The following is a 15,688-nucleotide window of genomic DNA, read 5'->3' as shown; positions in this document are numbered from 1 at the left end:
GAAGCGCGCTCCTAAAGCAGAACGTAGGTGACAGCGGCGACCAGCCCGAGGAGCATGATCAGCGCATAGGTGTAGACGTAGCCCGACTGGATAGACTTCGCCGCGACCGACGAGCGCTCGACCACCCAGGCGATGCCGTTGGGACCGAAGCGGTCGATCGTGCCGATATCGCCGAACTTCCAGAAGGCGCGGCCCAGCGCGAAGGCAGGCTTCACGAAGATCGCGTCATAGAGCTCGTCGAAGTACCACTTGCGATAGACGAAGTTGTGAAGCGCGCCGAAGGTGGCGACGAACTTGGCCGGAATGTCAGGTTTGGCGATATAGGCGACGTAAGCCCCGGCCAGACCGATCAGCATCACCACGGTCGCGGTCAGCTTCACCCACAGCGGCACGCCGTGCATCGCGTGGATGAGGTCTTCATTGTAGAAGATCGCGCCGTTCCAGAAGGCTTCGCCGTCGATGAACTGCGTGTGGAACACGAAGCCCGCAAACACCGCGCCGATGCTCAGGATGGCGAGCGGGATCAGCATCGAGGCCGGGCTTTCGTGTGGATGGTAGCCCGCCGTGCCTTCGTGATCTTCGGGTGAGGGAACGTCGTGATGCGCATCGTGCCCGGCATCTTCCTGCCGCGGCGCGTTGCCATGCTCGGAATCGTGATGGCCATCGTGAACTGCGTGCTGGATATGCTCCGACTGCGCCCAGCGCGGTTTGCCCCAGAAGGTCAGGAACATCAGACGCCACGAATAGAAGCTGGTGAGCAGCGCCGCGATCGCCCCGGCCCAGAAGGCGAACTGCCCCGCCCCGTTATGGCGCGCGAAGGCGGCTTCGAGGATCGCGTCCTTCGAATAGAAGCCCGCAAAGCCGAACGCGCCCAGGATGCCGACACCGGTAATCGCCAGCGTGCCCGCCATCATCGCCCAGAACGTAAGCGGGATCTTCTTTCTGAGGCCGCCGTAATAGCGCATGTCCTGCTCGTGGTGCATCGCGTGGATCACGGAGCCCGCACCAAGGAACAGCAGCGCCTTGAAGAAAGCGTGGGTGAACAGGTGGAACATCGCCGCGCCGTAAGCGCCCACGCCTGCGGCAAAGAACATGTAGCCGAGCTGCGAGCAGGTCGAATAGGCGATCACCCGCTTGATGTCCCACTGCGTCGTGCCGATCGTGGCGGCGAAGAAGCAGGTCGCGGCACCGACGATGGTGACGATGGTCAGCGCGGTCGGCGCGGTCTCGAACATCGGCGAGAGGCGGCACAGCATGAACACGCCCGCCGTCACCATGGTCGCCGCGTGGATCAGCGCAGAGACCGGTGTCGGCCCCTCCATCGCGTCGGGCAGCCAGGTGTGCAGGCCCAGCTGCGCCGACTTCCCCATCGCGCCGATGAACAGCAGGATGCACAGGATGTCCATCGTGTAGAGGCGCATGCCGACGAAGGTGATCGTCGATCCGCTCATGGCAGGCGCCGCCGCCAGGATCTCGGGGATCGAGGTGGTCTGGAACACCAGATAGGTGCCGAAAATGCCGAGCATGAAGCCGAGGTCGCCCACGCGGTTGACCACGAAGGCCTTGATCGCCGCCGCACCCGCGCTGGGCTTCCGGAACCAGAAACCGATCAGCAGGTAGGATGCAAGGCCCACCCCTTCCCATCCGAAGAACATCTGCACGAGGTTATCGGCCGTCACCAGCATCAGCATCGCGAAGGTGAACAGCGAGAGGTAGGCGAAGAAGCGCGGCTGATCCGGGTCTTCCTCCATGTACCCCCAGGAATAGAGGTGGACGAGCGCCGACACGCTGTTGATTACCACCAGCATGATCGCGGTGAGGGTATCGACGCGCAGCGCCCAGTCGAATGTCAGCGTGCCGCTCTGAACCCACTTGAGCACGGGCACGACAGTCGCGGTCTCGCTCCCGCCGAGGAAGCCGAGGAAGATCGGCCAGCTGAGGCCCGCCGACAGGAACAGCGCGCCGGTCGTCACGCTCTTGGCGGCGACATTGCCGATCATGCGGTTGCCCAGCCCTGCGACGAGGGCAGCGAGCAGCGGCGCGAAAACGATGATAAGGATCGAATTCACTGCGAAATCACCCCTTCATCCGGTTGATATCGTCAACCGCGATCGAACCGCGGGTGCGGAAATAGATCACCAGGATCGCGAGCCCGATCGCTGCCTCTGCCGCCGCCACGGTCAGCACCAGCATGGCAAAGACCTGACCCGTCAGATCGTTCAGGAATGCACTGAAGGCGACCAGATTGAGGTTCACGCTCAGCAGGATCAGCTCGACCGCCATCAGGATGACGATCACGTTCTTGCGGTTGAGGAAAATCCCCAGCACGCCCAGCACGAACAGGATCGCGCTGACGGTGAGATAATGTTCGATACCGATCACAGCTCGACCCCCTGGCCCACTTCGGGGCTCTTCATAACGGTTGCATCCTCCGGACGACGACGGATCTGCTTGCCCACGTCCTGCCGCGCGCGGGCGCCGGGCTTGGGCGGCTGGAAAGTCAGCACGATCGCGCCGATCATCGCGACCAGCAGGATGATGCCGGCGATCTCGAACAGCACGATGTAGCGGCCATAAAGCAGCGTGCCCAAGGCGGCGATATTGCTCGTGCCTTCCGGCTGCGCGGTCACGCCGTCGGGTGTGCCGAGGGTCAGCCCGCCCGCGTTGTAAGCGCCCACCGCCAGCAGCAGTTCGGCGAGCAGCACGGCGGCAATCAGCAGCCCCAGCGGCGCATTGCGAGCAAAGCCTGCGCGCATCGCGGCAAAGTCGATGTCGAGCATCATCACCACGAACAGGAACAGCACCGCGACCGCGCCGACATAGACGATCACCAGCAGCATCGCGATGAACTCGGCGCCCAGCAGCACCATCAGCCCCGCCGCATTGAAGAACGCGAGGATCAGCCACAGCACCGAGTGCACGGGGTTCTTCGCCATGACGACCATCACGGCGCTGGCGACCACGATGGTCGCGAAGAAATAGAAGGCGATGGCCTGTATCATGATGATCCCCAACCATCGGAATGACCCGCCAAGCGCGCCGTCCCGAGTGTCGTCCAGATTGATCCCATAGTCCTGTGCGAGAGCCGGTCGTCCGCCCGACCCTCGCGGCATTGCATATTTCGGCGCGCCCTAGCGGTAGGGTGCGTCGGCTTCAAGGTTGGCCGCGATGGCCCTTTCCCATTTGTCACCATTCGCAAGCAGCTTGGCCTTGTCGTAAAGCAGCTCCTCGCGGGTTTCGGTCGAATATTCGAAGTTCGGCCCCTCGACGATCGCATCGACCGGGCAGGCTTCCTGGCAGAAACCGCAATAGATGCACTTGGTCATGTCGATGTCGTAGCGGGTGGTGCGGCGGCTGCCGTCCTCGCGCGGCTCGCTCTCGATGGTGATCGCCTGCGCGGGGCACACGGCCTCGCAAAGCTTGCACGCGATGCAGCGTTCCTCGCCGTTGGGATAGCGCCGCAGCGCGTGCTCACCGCGGAAACGGGGCGAGAGCGGGGCCTTCTCGAAGGGGTAGTTGATCGTCACCTTGGGCTTGAAGAAATACTTCAGCGTCAAGGCATGAGCCTTGAGGAATTCCCAGAGGGTGAAGCTCTTGATGAGGTGGGAGACGGTGGTCATTGAAGCTCTCAAAAGATCGCGAACTGTTCGCCGAAGGCACCGGTAGCCATCAGCCAGCTGCTCGTCGCCGCAACGAACAGCAGGCTCATCGGCAGGAACACTTTCCAGCCCAAGCGCATCAGTTGGTCGTAGCGGTAACGCGGCACGGTCGCCCAGATCCAGCTGAACATGAAGAAGAACACGAAGGTCTTCAGCAGGAACCAGATGATCCCCGGCACCATGTAGAGCACCGGAATGTCGAGCGGCGGCAGCCACCCGCCCCAGAACAGCAGCGTGTTCAGCGAGCACATCAGCAGGATGTTGGCATATTCGCCGAGCCAGAACAGCGCGAAGCTCATCGAGGAATATTCGGTCTGGTAACCCGCAACGAGCTCGCTCTCGGCCTCTGTCAGGTCAAACGGCGCGCGCGCGGTCTCCGCGAGGGCCGAGATGAAGAACACCACCCACATCGGGAACAGCAGCGGGTGCACCGCATAGGCGTTGATCAGCCCCAGCCCGAAGCCCTGCTGCGCGTTGACGATGCCGCTAAGGTTGAACGTCCCCGCAAACAGCACCACGCACACCAGCACGAAACCGATCGACACTTCGTAGGAGATCATCTGCGCCGAGGCGCGCATCGCCGAGAAGAACGGGTATTTTGAGTTCGACGCCCACCCGCTCATCACCACACCGTAAACCCCCATCGAGGAAATCGCGAGGATGTAGAGCAGGCCGACATTGATGTCCGAAATCACAACGCCCGCATCGAACGGGATCACCGCCCAGGCCGCGAGCGCCACCGTGAACGTGATGATCGGCGCGATCAGGAAAATGCCCTTGTTCGCGGCGCTTGGAATGATCGTCTCTTGCAGAAAGACCTTGAGGCCATCGGCGAAGGACTGGAGCAGCCCGAACGGCCCGACCACATTGGGCCCGCGCCGCATCATGATCGCGCCCAGCACCTTGCGGTCGACATAGATCACCATCGCGACGGAGAACATGACGAGCAGCGAGACGATCAGGATCGCCGCGAGCGTCGCGACGGTCCAGGCCCATTCGTAGGGCAGGCCGAGGGATTGGAAGAAGGCGGTCATTCCGCGGCCTCCTTGAAGTCAGCCCCGTGGAGCAGTTCGTCCGAACAACGCTGCATCACCTCGCTCGCGCGGGCGATGGGGTTGGTGAGGTAGAAGTCCTTGATCGGGTAGCCCGCAAGCTCGCCCTCGAACTTGGCGCCGCTGTCCGCCTTCGGCAGCGCGCCGTAATCCGCGAGGCCCTCTTCGCCCAAAGCGGGCACGGCGGCGATCATCGCGGCCTGAAGCTGGTCGAAGCTGTCGAAGCCGACGGTGACGCCCAGGGCATCGGCGAGCGCGCGCAAGATCGTCCAGTCCTCGCGCGCATCGCCGGGGGCAAAGACCGCCTTCTCGGCGAACTGCACGCGGCCCTCGGCGTTGACGTAAGTCCCGTCCTTCTCGGCGAAGGATGCACCCGGCAGGATGATGTCGGCGTGATGCGCGCCCTTGTCACCGTGGTGGCCGATATAGACCTTGAGGCTGCCCGCGTAGGGAGCATAGTCCATTTCGTCGGCGCCGAGGCTGAGCAGCACCTTGGGCTTGGCCGCCGCAATGTCGCCCATCCCGCCCGGCAGCGTGAAGCCGAGCATCAGCGAGGCCATGCGCGCCGCCGAGATGTGCAGCACGTTGAAGCCGTTCCAATCGTCACGCACCAGATCGAACTTGTCGACCAGCTTCAATGCCGCCGGGAGCGCGCCCTTGGCGAGCGCCGCCGCGCCGAGGATCACCGCCGGTCGCTTGGCACCCTTCATCGCATCGCCCAGTTCCTTGGGAATGCGGTTCAAAAGCTTCAAGTCGCTGCCGAGGAAGGTCGCCGGATAGGTCGGATCCCATTCGGGGCCGATGATATAGACCTTGGCCCCCGCCTTGACCGCCTTGCGCAGGCGGACGTTGAGCAGCGGCGCTTCCCAGCGGACATTGCTGCCGACGATCAGGATCGCGTCGGCGGTCTCGATCCCGGCAAAGGTGCTGTTGAAGTTCACCGCGGCAAGGTTCGACACGTCATAGGTCATGCCGGTCTGCCGCGCTTCGGTGAGTTGCGATCCGCAGGCATTGACCAGCGCCTTGGCCGCAAACATCGTTTCGGCATCGAGCAGATCGCCCGCCACCGCCGCGATGCTGGCCTTGTCGCCTTCGAGCGCTGAGGCGATCATCCCGAAAGCCTCGGTCCACTCGGCAGGCTGGAGCTTGCCGTCACGGCGCACCCACACGCGGTCCAAGCGGCGCTTGGTAAGGCCATCGACCTGATAGCGGCCCTTGTCCGACAGCCACTCCTCGTTGACGTCGTCATTCACCCGCGGCAGCGCGCGCATGACTTCGCGGCCCTTGGAGTGAAGCGTGATGTTGGCCCCCACCGCGTCCGACACGTCGATCGAGAGCGTCTTCTTCAGCTCCCACGGCCGCGCCTCGAAGGCATAGGGCCGCGAGGTCAGCGCGCCGACCGGGCACAGGTCGATCACATTGGCGCTGAGTTCATGCGCCGCCGCCTGTTCGAGGTAGGTGGTGATCTGCATATCCTCGCCGCGGTACAGCGCGCCGATCTCGTCCACGCCCGCGATCTCTTCCGAGAAGCGCACGCAGCGGGTGCAGTGGATGCAGCGGGTCATGATCGTCTTGATCAGCGGGCCCATATACTTCTCGGTCACCGCGCGCTTGTTCTCGTGATAGCGCGAGCCGCCGCGGCCATAGGCGACCGCCTGATCCTGCAGATCGCACTCGCCGCCCTGATCGCAGATCGGGCAATCGAGCGGGTGGTTGATGAGCAGGAACTCCATCACGCCTTCGCGGGCCTTCTTGACCATCGGGCTGTCGGTGCGGATTTCCTGACCATCGGCAGCCGGCAGCGCGCAGGAGGCCTGCGGCTTGGGCGGCCCGGGCTTCACCTCGACCAGACACATGCGGCAATTGCCCGCGATGCTGAGCCGCTCGTGATAGCAGAAACGCGGGATTTCCTTCCCCGCCAGCTCGCACGCCTGAAGGACTGTGGCGCCCGCGGGGACCTCGATTTCCTGACCGTCTACGGTGACCTTGGGCATTACTCGGCTGCCTCTTGGAATTGCGCGTTGTGTTCGTTGATCCGCCGCTCCAGCTCCGGGCGGAAATGCCGGATCAGCCCCTGGATCGGCCAAGCGGCGGCATCGCCCAGCGCGCAGATGGTGTGGCCTTCGACCTGCTTGGTGACTTCCTGCAGCATGTCGATTTCCTCGATCGCGGCATCGCCGGTGCGCAGGCGCTCCATCATGCGCCACATCCAGCCCGTGCCTTCGCGGCAGGGGGTGCACTGGCCGCAGGACTCGTGCTTGTAGAAGTAGGAGAGGCGGCTAATCGCGCGGACGATGTCGGTTGATTTGTCCATGACAATGACCGCCGCCGTCCCCAGACCGCTGCCGAGCTCCTTCAGCCCGTCGAAATCCATCGGCGCGTTGCGGATCTGCGCGGCGGGCACCAGCGGAACCGAGGAACCGCCCGGGATCACCGCCAGCAGGTTGTCCCACCCGCCGCGAATGCCGCCGCAGTGCTTTTCGATCAGTTCCTCGAAGGGGATGCTCATCGATTCCTCGACGACGCAGGGCTTTTCCACGTGGCCGCTGATCTGGAACAGCTTGGTGCCCTTGTTGTTCTCGCGCCCGAAGGACGAGAACCACGCAGCCCCGCGCCGCAGGATCGTCGGCGCGACCGCGATGCTCTCGACGTTGTTGACCGTGGTCGGGCAGCCATAGAGGCCCGCGCCCGCCGGGAACGGGGGCTTGAGGCGCGGCTGGCCCTTCTTGCCTTCGAGGCTCTCGATCATCGCGGTCTCTTCGCCGCAGATGTAGGCGCCCGCGCCGCGGTGCATGAAGACGTCGAAGTCGTAGCCCGAACCGCAGGCGTTCTTGCCGATCAGGCCCGCGTCATAGGCCTCTGAGATCGCCTTCTGCAGCGTTTCGGCCTCGCGGATATATTCGCCGCGGATGTAGATATAGGCCGCCCGCGCGCGCATCGCGTAGCCAGCGACTAGCGCGCCTTCGACCAGCTTGTGCGGATCGTGGCGGATGATCTCGCGGTCCTTGCACGAACCCGGCTCGGATTCGTCGGCATTGATGACGAGGAAGCTCGGCCGCCCGTCACGCGATTCCTTGGGCATGAACGACCACTTGAGCCCCGTCGGGAAGCCCGCCCCGCCCCGCCCGCGCAGGCCGGATGCCTTGATTTCCTCGATAATCGCGTCCTGCCCGCGCGCGAGCAGCGCCTTGGTGTCGTCCCAATCGCCGCGCGCCTGCGCTGCCTTTAGGCCCCAGTCTTGGAAGCCATAGAGGTTGGTGAAGATGCGGTCCTTGTCAGCCAGCATCACTGCGTTCCCTTTGCCTTGGCGCGCCTGATGCGCACCAGCGAAATTACCTGAAACATCAGGCCCATACCCATCACGATCACGCCCATCTCGTAAGGCCCGGTCACGGTCAGCACCGCGCCAAGCGCAAAGCCCGTAAGCCCGAGGATCGCGAAGAGCAGCGTCACCCCGTTCATCCGATCGCTCCCTGCTGCCACAGGCCCGCCACCACCGCGACGATAAGCAGGATCACGCCGATGCGGATCACGCCCATCAGCAGCTTGTAGGCGACGAAGGCCAGCAGCAGCGCGCCAAAGAGGGTGGCGATTTCGGTCACCTTACCACGCGCTCCGGTAGTCGTGGTTTTTCGAGACCATGTCGGTCAGCGTGGTCGGCCCGCCCGCAGGCTCCGAGGTATGCCTCCCCGGCTCCTGCGTGCCGGTCTTCGGCTGCTGACCGGCGGCGAGCGCATCGAGCACCTCGTCGAGGCGTTCGGGCGTCAGGTCCTCGTAATTGTCGTCGTTGATCTGAACCATCGGCGCGGTGGCGCAATTGCCCATGCATTCGACTTCAGTGAGGGTCCACAACCCGTCCGCCGAGACCCCGCCCTTCACCATCCCGCGCTTCTTGCAGGCAGTCATGATGTCGTCCGAGCCGCGCAGCATACAGGGCGTGGTGCCGCACACCTGCACGTGGAATTTGCCCACGGGCTTGAGATTGTACATGAAGTAGAAGCTGGCTACCTCAAGCACGCGGATCACCGGCATGTCGAGATACTTGGCGACATACTCGATCACCGGCAGCGGCAGCCACCCTTGCGTATCGGTCTCCGCGCCGACCTGCCGCTGGGCGAGATCGAGCAGCGGCATCACCGCCGAGCGCTGGCGCCCTTCGGGATACTTGGCGATGTGCCAATCGGCGGTTTTCTTGTTTTCCGGCGTCCACGCAAAGCCGCCCCAGCGGGCGCGCAGTTCGGGGGTGTCGGGAGCGGGGGTGCGGTCAGCCATTATTTTTCACCGGCTTTGGACTGGAGCGACTTCTGGATTTTTTCGGCCACGGCGCGGTTCATGTAATTGAACTGCATCGTGCCGATCTTGCCGTCCTGGAAAAACACGAAGGCGACATAGGCGTGCCCCGGCTGCTCGGAGTTCATCCGGCAGCTGTAGAAGAAAAAGGGATCATAGGCCCCGCCGTCGCTGCGCGTCTGCTTGCATTCGACGCTGGCCGGCTTGCCGAGGTTGGCGGTGAGCCAGATGAGTTGTTCGTTGGCAGCAGCCAGCCCGTCGCCGTCCTGTTCGACGATGAAGGTGCTCTGCGCGACGTCGCGGTAGCCGGTGGTGAAGTTGGGCTTGGGGACGAAGGCGGCCGCATCGGTTAGGCGGCCCGCCAGCAGCTGCGGCTCCAGCGCCTTGACCATGACAAGCTCGGCGGCGGCGCGCTGTTCGATCCGGGCCTTGCGCGCTTCAGGGCTTTCGTCTGCGCGCAGCGGCTGCACGGGCGGCGGCATCATCAGCCGCATCGGCCCTGCCGCGCTGCGTTTGGCAAGGCGCGCGGCATCAGCCGGATCGACCACCTCGACATAGGAGCTGTTTGGGTCCTTGCCGAGCTGCGCCTGATATTCGCCCGCCGGGCAAACCCAGCGATAGGTGTAGAGCTGGAAGGTCCGGCCGATATTTGCGCCAATCTGCTTGGACGGGCAGCCGATCACCAGATCGACGAAGGCAGCAGGCGTGCGCACAATTCGATCTTCGTCCATCAGCGCAAAGATGCCCGCGATCCGGCCAATCGCGCCATCCCGATCCTTGGCTTCAAGCGCCGCGACAAGGCCCTCGACCTCGGGACCTGCGGGAACAGGCACATGATCCTCGGCCGCCACCGGAGCAGCAGCCGCGAGGATTGCAAGAATGGCCGGGACGGTCATCCTCACCGGTCACACTCCCCGAACACCACGTCGATCGCGCCGAGAATAGCGGTCGCATCCGGCAGCATGTGGCCCTTGGACATGAAATCCATCGCCTGAAGGTGCGAGAAGGCGGTGGGGCGGATCTTGCAGCGGTAGGGCTTGTTGGTGCCGTCGCTGACGAGATAGACGCCGAATTCGCCCTTGGGGCTTTCGGTCGCTACATAGACCTCGCCCGCAGGCACGTGAAAGCCTTCGGTGTAGAGCTTGAAGTGGTGGATCAGGCTTTCCATCGACTGCTTCATCTCGCCGCGCTTGGGCGGCGAAACCTTGCCATCTGTGCTGGCAATCGGCCCCTGCGGCATGTCGCGAAGACACTGACGGATGATCTTGGCGCTCTCGTAGACTTCCTTCACGCGCACCATGAAGCGGTCGTAGCAATCGGAGTTGGTGCCGACCGGAATGTCGAACTCCATGCGGTCATAGACATCGTAGGGCTGGCTCTTCCGCAGATCCCACGGAATGCCCGCCGCGCGGATCATCGGGCCGGAAAAGCCCCAGGCAATCGCGTCCTCGCGGCTGACAACGGCGATATCGACGTTGCGCTGCTTGAAGATGCGGTTGTCCATCACGAGGCTCATCGCGTCTTCGAACAGCTGGAAGAAGCGGTTGTCGAGCCAGTCGCCGATATCGACCAGCAGCTTTTCCGGCACATCCTGATGGACGCCGCCCGGGCGGAAATAGGCGCTGTGCATCCGCGCGCCCGACGCCCGCTCGAAGAAGTTGAGGCAATCCTCGCGCAGGTCCATGATCCACAGGTTCGGGGTGAACGCGCCGACATCGAGGATGTGCGCACCCATGTTGAGCATGTGGTTGCAGATGCGGGTCAGCTCGGCGAACAGCACGCGCAGATATTGCGCGCGGATCGGCACTTCGATGTTCAGCAGCTTCTCGATCGCGAGCACATAAGAATGCTCCTGCGCGAGCGGCGAGCAATAATCGAGCCGGTCGAAATAGGGCAGCGCCTGAAGATAGGTCTTCTGCTCGATCAGCTTTTCGGTGCCGCGGTGGAGCAGTCCGACATGCGGGTCGATCCGCTCGATCACCTCGCCGTCGAGCTCCATCACCATGCGCAGCACGCCGTGCGCGGCCGGGTGCTGGGGGCCAAAGTTGATCGTGTAATTGGTGATGACCTCGCCTTCGGTGGTCGGCGATTCCTCGAGATTCATGCTCATCGTCCACCCTCCTTCGAGGTGGCCTCGGGGGCATCGGGGGCGGGCTTGCCGCTGTCCTTCTGATCGGGCGACGGGGGGGAGACCGGCTTGGCCGCCGCTTCGTCCGCCTTCTTGCCAGCGCCGGTGTCGGCGGGCTTTTCGGTGGTCTTGGGGTCAGCCACGGGGGGCGCGCCGCGCGATTTCTCGTCGCCCGGCAGCACGTAATCCGCGCCTTCCCAGGGCGAGAGGAAATCGAAGCTGCGCATTTCCTGCGCCAGTTCGACCGGCTCGTACACCACGCGCTTCTCGTCCTCGGAATAGCGCAATTCGGTGTAGCCCGTCATCGGGAAGTCCTTGCGGAACGGGTGCCCTTCGAAGCCGTAATCGGTGAGGATGCGGCGCAGATCGGGGTTGCCGGCGAAGGTCACGCCGAACATGTCGAAGACCTCGCGCTCGAGCCACCCAGCGTTGGGCCACAGCGTGGTGACGGTCGGGACAGGCGTATCCTCGGAAGCCGAGCACTTCACCATCACGCGGTGGTTCTTGGTGAGGCTCTGGAGCATGTAGACGACTTCGAACCGCTCCGGGCGGCTCGGATAGTCGGCCCCGGCGATCTCCATCAGCTGCTGATAGGCGTGATTGTCACGCAGGATGCGCAGCACCTTTTCCACCGCGTCACGCTCGACCCGGAAGATCACTTCGCCATGAGCCTCGTTCGCCTCGATCAGCCAGACCGAGATGGTCTCGCTGATAGCGTCGATCACGCCTTCGTTCGAAGCGAAGCGCGGTGCGGAATGCAGAACGGCCATGCGCCCTTACCTTTCGATCGTGCCCACGCGGCGGATTTTCCGCTGCAATTGCATCACGCCGTAAAGCAGCGCTTCGGCAGTCGGCGGGCAGCCGGGGACATAGATATCGACCGGCACGATCCGGTCGCAGCCGCGCACGACGCTGTAGGAATAGTGGTAATAACCGCCGCCATTGGCGCAGCTGCCCATGCTGATCACATATTTGGGATCGGACATCTGGTCGTAGACCTTGCGCAGCGCCGGGGCCATCTTGTTGCACAGCGTGCCCGCCACGATCATCACGTCCGACTGGCGCGGGGAGGCGCGCGGCGCGGCGCCGAAGCGCTCCATGTCGTAGCGCGGCATGTTGACGTGGATCATTTCGACCGCGCAGCACGCAAGGCCGAAGGTCATCCACCACAGCGAGCCGGTGCGCGCCCACTGGAACAGCTCTTCTGTCGAGGTGACAAGGAAACCCTTGTCATTGACCTCGGTCTGCAGCGACTTGAAATAGTCGGCATCGGGCTGGCGGACATCGCCGCCCTGCGCCGTCGCGAGCTTCGAGATGTCGGGCAATCCTTGGGGAGGAGTAACGATCGTATTCATTCCCAGTCCAACGCCCCTTTCTTCCATTCATAGGCAAGGCCCACCGCGAGGATGAACAGGAACACCATCATCCCCGTCCAGCCCACCCAGCCCGTCTCGCCCAGGCTCACTGCCCACGGAAACAGGAAGGCGGCTTCGAGGTCGAAGACGATGAAGCTGATCGCCACGAGGTAGAAGCGCACGTCGAACTGGCTGCGCGCATCCTCGAACGCCGGGAAGCCGCATTCATATTCCGACAGCTTCTCCGCATCGGGATTGTGCACGCCCGTCAGGCGCGACACCGCCATCGGCGCCACCACGAAGAGCACCGACAGCCCGAGCGCAACGAGCACGAATAACAGTATCGGGAGATACTGACTGAGATCGATCACAGCGATGTCCAAGCTATTAATCCCGAGGTCGCCCTAAGCCCGTCCGCCGCGCGGTGCAAGCCTCCGACTCGGGGAAAAGCCCGTAAGGATGTTGCAGGGAATCGAACAGAGCTTGCGGGGCGGGTGCGGCTTCAGCGCGGCGCCAGCGGTAATTTGCGGATCACCGTGGGGATCGCGGCCATCCCTTCGCGCAACGCGCCCTTATCGTAGCGATCCCACTGACCGGTCGCGACATAATAGAGCGCATCCCCGGCAATGCTTCCACCCAGCGGCTCGGTCCATTCCGGGTGCGCCTGTTCGAGCAGGCGATAACCGGTGATGCGCGAGCCGTCTTCCGACAGGGCAAAGGCGGTGATCCGCATCGGGCTGGTGCCGTTCTGGACCGCGATCAGCTCATTGCCGTGGAGCCACAAGCCGTCGATGCCATCGAGCGCGGCAATCGTATCACTGGCGAGGCGGGCCGTTTTCCCCGTGACCAGATCGACCATCGCCAGACCATAGCGATAATCGCTGACATAGAGCCGTTTGCCATCGTCGCTGACCGCCAGCCCTTGCGGTGAGCGGAAAGTGCCGGGGGCGATGAGCTCGGTGATCTGCTTCGCTTCGGATGCGACTGTGTAGATGCCGCCCCCCATTGGATCACTGGCATAGACAGCACCGTCCGGGCCGACAGCCAGATCGGACAGCGTTACGCCATCGGGTGCGGTTAGCATGACCGTTTCCGCCCGGCTGGCAACCTTCCGGATCAGGCCTGACTGACCTTGATCGGGTTCTTCCGAACCATCGAGGTTTCCGGATGCGATCCAGCCCAGGTTGCGCACATTATCTGCGGCGATGCCCGACAGATCATTGGCTCCGGCGATATCGCCACGCATCCAGCTGCCGTCGGGAGACCGGAGATAGACCGTTTGCTCGGTGATCGAGGTGACCAGAAACACCTCGTCGGGAACGGGGGTGACGACACTTTCCACCAGCCCGGCCTCGGCGGGAACCGTTGCCGCCACCTCACTAGCGGTAACAACCTTTGCGCCGGGGAGGAGCAGCTCGCGAGCCTGCGCAGCATGCGCCTCGCCAATCAGATTAGCGATCTGCGCCCTCGCGCGCTCGCTGAAGACATGGCCGCGCTCGGCCAGCCAGCTTAGGCTGACGAGTGCCGCCTCGCCTTGCTGCGCCGAAAGCTGCGCGTTGAGCAATCGCGTCCGCATACTGACACTGTCCGGGAAATCGCGAGCCAGCTGCTCGAGTTCGGCAAGATCCTCGATCTGCCCTGTCGATGCGTCAACCGCTCGCCACGCGGGCAAGTCCTGCGCGGCCAACGGCGCTGCCGAGGCGAGTGCCAATGCGGCGGCAAGCGCCTTCACTTCATCATCCGCGCCGCGGCCGCCTCGGTCGCCTTGCCATAGGGCGGCTTCAACCCGCCGAGCTTGGCGATGTCGATCTTGGGCTGGTGATAAACGGCGCGGGCGTGGCTGAATTCGCGGAAGCCCTCGATCGCGTGGTAACTTCCCATGCCCGAAGGTCCGACCCCGCCGAACGGCAGATCCTCCATCGACACGTGGAACACAACATCGTTGGTGGTCACCCCGCCCGAGATGGTGCGGGTCAGCACGCGCTCCTGCTCGCTCTTGTCTTCGCCAAAATAATAGAGGCCCAGCGGACGGTCGTGCTCGTTGATGTAATCGACCGCCTGATCGACCGACTTGTAGGTCATCACCGGCAGGACGGGGCCGAAGATTTCCTCCTGCATCACGGTCATCTCGTCGCTGACCCCGCGCAGCACGGTCAGCGGCATCTTGCGCTGGTTGGCATTGGCGAAGTCCTCGCCTGCCGGATTGACCTCGATCACCTCGGCGCCCTTGTTGCATGCGTCTTCGACCAGACCTTGCAGCCGCTCGAAGTGCCGGTCGGAGACGATCGAGGCGTAATCGTCATTGTCGAGCAGGCGCGGATACATCGCCGCCGCTGCGCCGGTGACGCCCGCGACGGCTTCATCCGCCTTGTCCTCGGGCACAATCAGGTAATCGGGCGCAAGGCAGATCTGGCCTGCATTCATCATCTTGCCGATCGCGATCCGCTCGCCCGCCTTGGCAAAATCTGCACTCCGGCCCATGATGACAGGCGACTTTCCGCCCAGTTCGAGCGTCACCGGCACGAGATTTTCCGCCGCCGCCTGCATCACGCGGCGGCCCGTGGCGGTCGATCCGGTGAAGACGAGGTGATCGAAGGGCAGCGACGAGAACGCCGCCGCCACCTCCGGCCCGCCGGTGATCACGGCGACTTCCTCGGGCTGGAAATATTGCGCGGTCAGTTCCGCCATCAACTCGCTGGTGCGCTCGGTGAATTCGCTTGGCTTGATCATCGCCCGGTTGCCCGCCGCAAGCACCTGCATCAGCGGACCGAAGGCGAGCTGCACCGGGAAATTCCACGGTGAAAGAATCCCGATCACGCCCTTGGGCTCGTAACGCACCTCGGCCTTGGCACCGAGCAGCCCAAGCGGGAACTGCACCTTGCGCTTGTCGGGCTTCGACCAGGCATCGATGTGCTTCAGCGCATGGGCCCCGGCGCCGACCGTGGTGCCGATATCGGTCAGCATCGATTGCGCCTGCGAACGGTTGCCGAAATCCGCGCTCATCGCCTTGGACAGCGCCTCGCCGTGATCCTTCAGCAGCGCCATCGCGCGGCGAATGCGGTCCTTGCGCTGGCTCAGCGGTTCGGGCCGCGAGGCGGTGAAGGCGGCGCGCTGGCGGGCCAGCAGCGCTTCGAGGTCTTGGCGGCGATCGTCGGCCATGTCGTTCTCCCGTTCGGACATGATGGGTTTTTATTTGCGACGCGT

17 protein-coding genes are annotated in these 15,688 nt (G+C 63.8%); all 17 read right to left on the bottom strand.

Annotated features, from left to right (window positions below):
- Positions 1–11: 11 nt before the first annotated feature.
- Positions 12–2,069, bottom strand: a complete 2,058-nt coding sequence (gene nuoL / locus E2E27_RS10940) for an NADH-quinone oxidoreductase subunit L (protein WP_141459108.1) — start codon at positions 2,067–2,069, stop codon at positions 12–14.
- A gap of 7 nt (positions 2,070–2,076) precedes the next feature.
- Positions 2,077–2,382 carry an NADH-quinone oxidoreductase subunit NuoK gene (gene nuoK, locus E2E27_RS10935; RefSeq protein WP_141459106.1) on the bottom strand — a complete coding sequence of 102 codons (306 nt, stop codon included), beginning with the start codon at positions 2,380–2,382 and terminating at the stop codon, positions 2,077–2,079.
- Entirely contained in the window at positions 2,379–3,002 is a 624-nt protein-coding gene (locus E2E27_RS10930; protein WP_141459104.1) for an NADH-quinone oxidoreductase subunit J, read from the bottom strand. Before E2E27_RS10930 ends, nuoK begins: the two co-directional genes overlap by 4 nt.
- A 129-nt stretch (positions 3,003–3,131) precedes the next feature.
- Complete coding sequence (gene nuoI, locus E2E27_RS10925) at positions 3,132–3,620, bottom strand: NADH-quinone oxidoreductase subunit NuoI (protein WP_141459102.1); 489 nt, start codon at positions 3,618–3,620, stop codon at positions 3,132–3,134.
- An 8-nt stretch (positions 3,621–3,628) separates the two neighbouring features.
- Positions 3,629–4,693, bottom strand: coding sequence for an NADH-quinone oxidoreductase subunit NuoH (gene nuoH, locus E2E27_RS10920; protein ID WP_141459100.1), 1,065 nt, complete (start codon positions 4,691–4,693; stop codon positions 3,629–3,631).
- Entirely contained in the window at positions 4,690–6,705 is a 2,016-nt protein-coding gene (gene nuoG, locus E2E27_RS10915) for an NADH-quinone oxidoreductase subunit NuoG (RefSeq protein WP_141459098.1), read from the bottom strand. Before nuoG ends, nuoH begins: the two co-directional genes overlap by 4 nt.
- Complete coding sequence (gene nuoF, locus E2E27_RS10910; RefSeq protein WP_141459096.1) at positions 6,705–7,997, bottom strand: NADH-quinone oxidoreductase subunit NuoF; 1,293 nt, start codon at positions 7,995–7,997, stop codon at positions 6,705–6,707. Before nuoF ends, nuoG begins: the two co-directional genes overlap by 1 nt.
- Positions 7,997–8,173 carry a hypothetical protein gene (locus E2E27_RS18735; protein WP_181443415.1) on the bottom strand — a complete coding sequence of 59 codons (177 nt, stop codon included), beginning with the start codon at positions 8,171–8,173 and terminating at the stop codon, positions 7,997–7,999. Before E2E27_RS18735 ends, nuoF begins: the two co-directional genes overlap by 1 nt.
- Positions 8,170–8,313: a hypothetical protein gene (locus tag E2E27_RS18730; protein ID WP_181443414.1), complete on the bottom strand. Its 144-nt coding sequence runs from the start codon at positions 8,311–8,313 to the stop codon at positions 8,170–8,172. Before E2E27_RS18730 ends, E2E27_RS18735 begins: the two co-directional genes overlap by 4 nt.
- Before the next feature lies 1 nt (position 8,314).
- Positions 8,315–8,983, bottom strand: coding sequence for an NADH-quinone oxidoreductase subunit NuoE (gene nuoE / locus E2E27_RS10905; RefSeq protein ID WP_141459094.1), 669 nt, complete (start codon positions 8,981–8,983; stop codon positions 8,315–8,317).
- A complete protein-coding gene (locus E2E27_RS10900) occupies positions 8,983–9,903 on the bottom strand; it encodes a hypothetical protein (protein ID WP_141459092.1) in 921 nt (306 codons plus the stop codon). Before E2E27_RS10900 ends, nuoE begins: the two co-directional genes overlap by 1 nt.
- Positions 9,900–11,111: an NADH-quinone oxidoreductase subunit D gene (locus E2E27_RS10895; RefSeq protein ID WP_141459090.1), complete on the bottom strand. Its 1,212-nt coding sequence runs from the start codon at positions 11,109–11,111 to the stop codon at positions 9,900–9,902. Before E2E27_RS10895 ends, E2E27_RS10900 begins: the two co-directional genes overlap by 4 nt.
- Positions 11,108–11,899 (bottom strand): NADH-quinone oxidoreductase subunit C, encoded by a 792-nt coding sequence (locus tag E2E27_RS10890; RefSeq protein WP_141459088.1) that lies wholly within the window; start codon positions 11,897–11,899, stop codon positions 11,108–11,110. The genes E2E27_RS10895 and E2E27_RS10890 overlap by 4 nt, the downstream gene beginning before the upstream one ends.
- Positions 11,900–11,905: 6 nt before the next feature.
- Positions 11,906–12,484: a NuoB/complex I 20 kDa subunit family protein gene (locus E2E27_RS10885; protein WP_234036026.1), complete on the bottom strand. Its 579-nt coding sequence runs from the start codon at positions 12,482–12,484 to the stop codon at positions 11,906–11,908.
- The gene (locus E2E27_RS10880; protein ID WP_141461813.1) at positions 12,481–12,855 is read right to left on the bottom strand and encodes an NADH-quinone oxidoreductase subunit A; all 375 of its coding nucleotides are present in this window, start codon (positions 12,853–12,855) and stop codon (positions 12,481–12,483) included. Before E2E27_RS10880 ends, E2E27_RS10885 begins: the two co-directional genes overlap by 4 nt.
- Before the next feature lie 131 nt (positions 12,856–12,986).
- Positions 12,987–14,216: an NHL repeat-containing protein gene (locus E2E27_RS10875; protein ID WP_141459086.1), complete on the bottom strand. Its 1,230-nt coding sequence runs from the start codon at positions 14,214–14,216 to the stop codon at positions 12,987–12,989.
- Complete coding sequence (locus E2E27_RS10870) at positions 14,213–15,643, bottom strand: coniferyl aldehyde dehydrogenase (RefSeq protein WP_181443664.1); 1,431 nt, start codon at positions 15,641–15,643, stop codon at positions 14,213–14,215. Before E2E27_RS10870 ends, E2E27_RS10875 begins: the two co-directional genes overlap by 4 nt.
- Positions 15,644–15,688: the final 45 nt, after the last annotated feature.

Origin of the sequence: Porphyrobacter sp. YT40 (assembly GCF_006542605.1) — a bacterium.
Taxonomy (GTDB): Bacteria; Pseudomonadota; Alphaproteobacteria; order Sphingomonadales; family Sphingomonadaceae; genus Erythrobacter.
The sequence above is the reverse complement of the archived record's forward strand: the minus strand, read 5'-3'. Positions and strand labels throughout refer to the sequence as shown.

Coding starts and splice junctions, on each gene's coding strand:
- nuoH (WP_141459100.1), bottom strand. CDS start 4,693: ATGACCGCCTTCTTCCAATCCCTCGGCCTGCCCTACGAATGGGCCTGG.
- E2E27_RS10930 (WP_141459104.1), bottom strand. CDS start 3,002: ATGATACAGGCCATCGCCTTCTATTTCTTCGCGACCATCGTGGTCGCC.
- E2E27_RS18735 (WP_181443415.1), bottom strand. CDS start 8,173: ATGAACGGGGTGACGCTGCTCTTCGCGATCCTCGGGCTTACGGGCTTT.
- nuoE (WP_141459094.1), bottom strand. CDS start 8,983: ATGGCTGACCGCACCCCCGCTCCCGACACCCCCGAACTGCGCGCCCGC.
- nuoI (WP_141459102.1), bottom strand. CDS start 3,620: ATGACCACCGTCTCCCACCTCATCAAGAGCTTCACCCTCTGGGAATTC.
- nuoF (WP_141459096.1), bottom strand. CDS start 7,997: ATGCTGGCTGACAAGGACCGCATCTTCACCAACCTCTATGGCTTCCAA.
- E2E27_RS10895 (WP_141459090.1), bottom strand. CDS start 11,111: ATGAGCATGAATCTCGAGGAATCGCCGACCACCGAAGGCGAGGTCATC.
- E2E27_RS10890 (WP_141459088.1), bottom strand. CDS start 11,899: ATGGCCGTTCTGCATTCCGCACCGCGCTTCGCTTCGAACGAAGGCGTG.
- E2E27_RS10870 (WP_181443664.1), bottom strand. CDS start 15,643: ATGGCCGACGATCGCCGCCAAGACCTCGAAGCGCTGCTGGCCCGCCAG.
- E2E27_RS10885 (WP_234036026.1), bottom strand. CDS start 12,484: ATGAATACGATCGTTACTCCTCCCCAAGGATTGCCCGACATCTCGAAG.
- nuoG (WP_141459098.1), bottom strand. CDS start 6,705: ATGCCCAAGGTCACCGTAGACGGTCAGGAAATCGAGGTCCCCGCGGGC.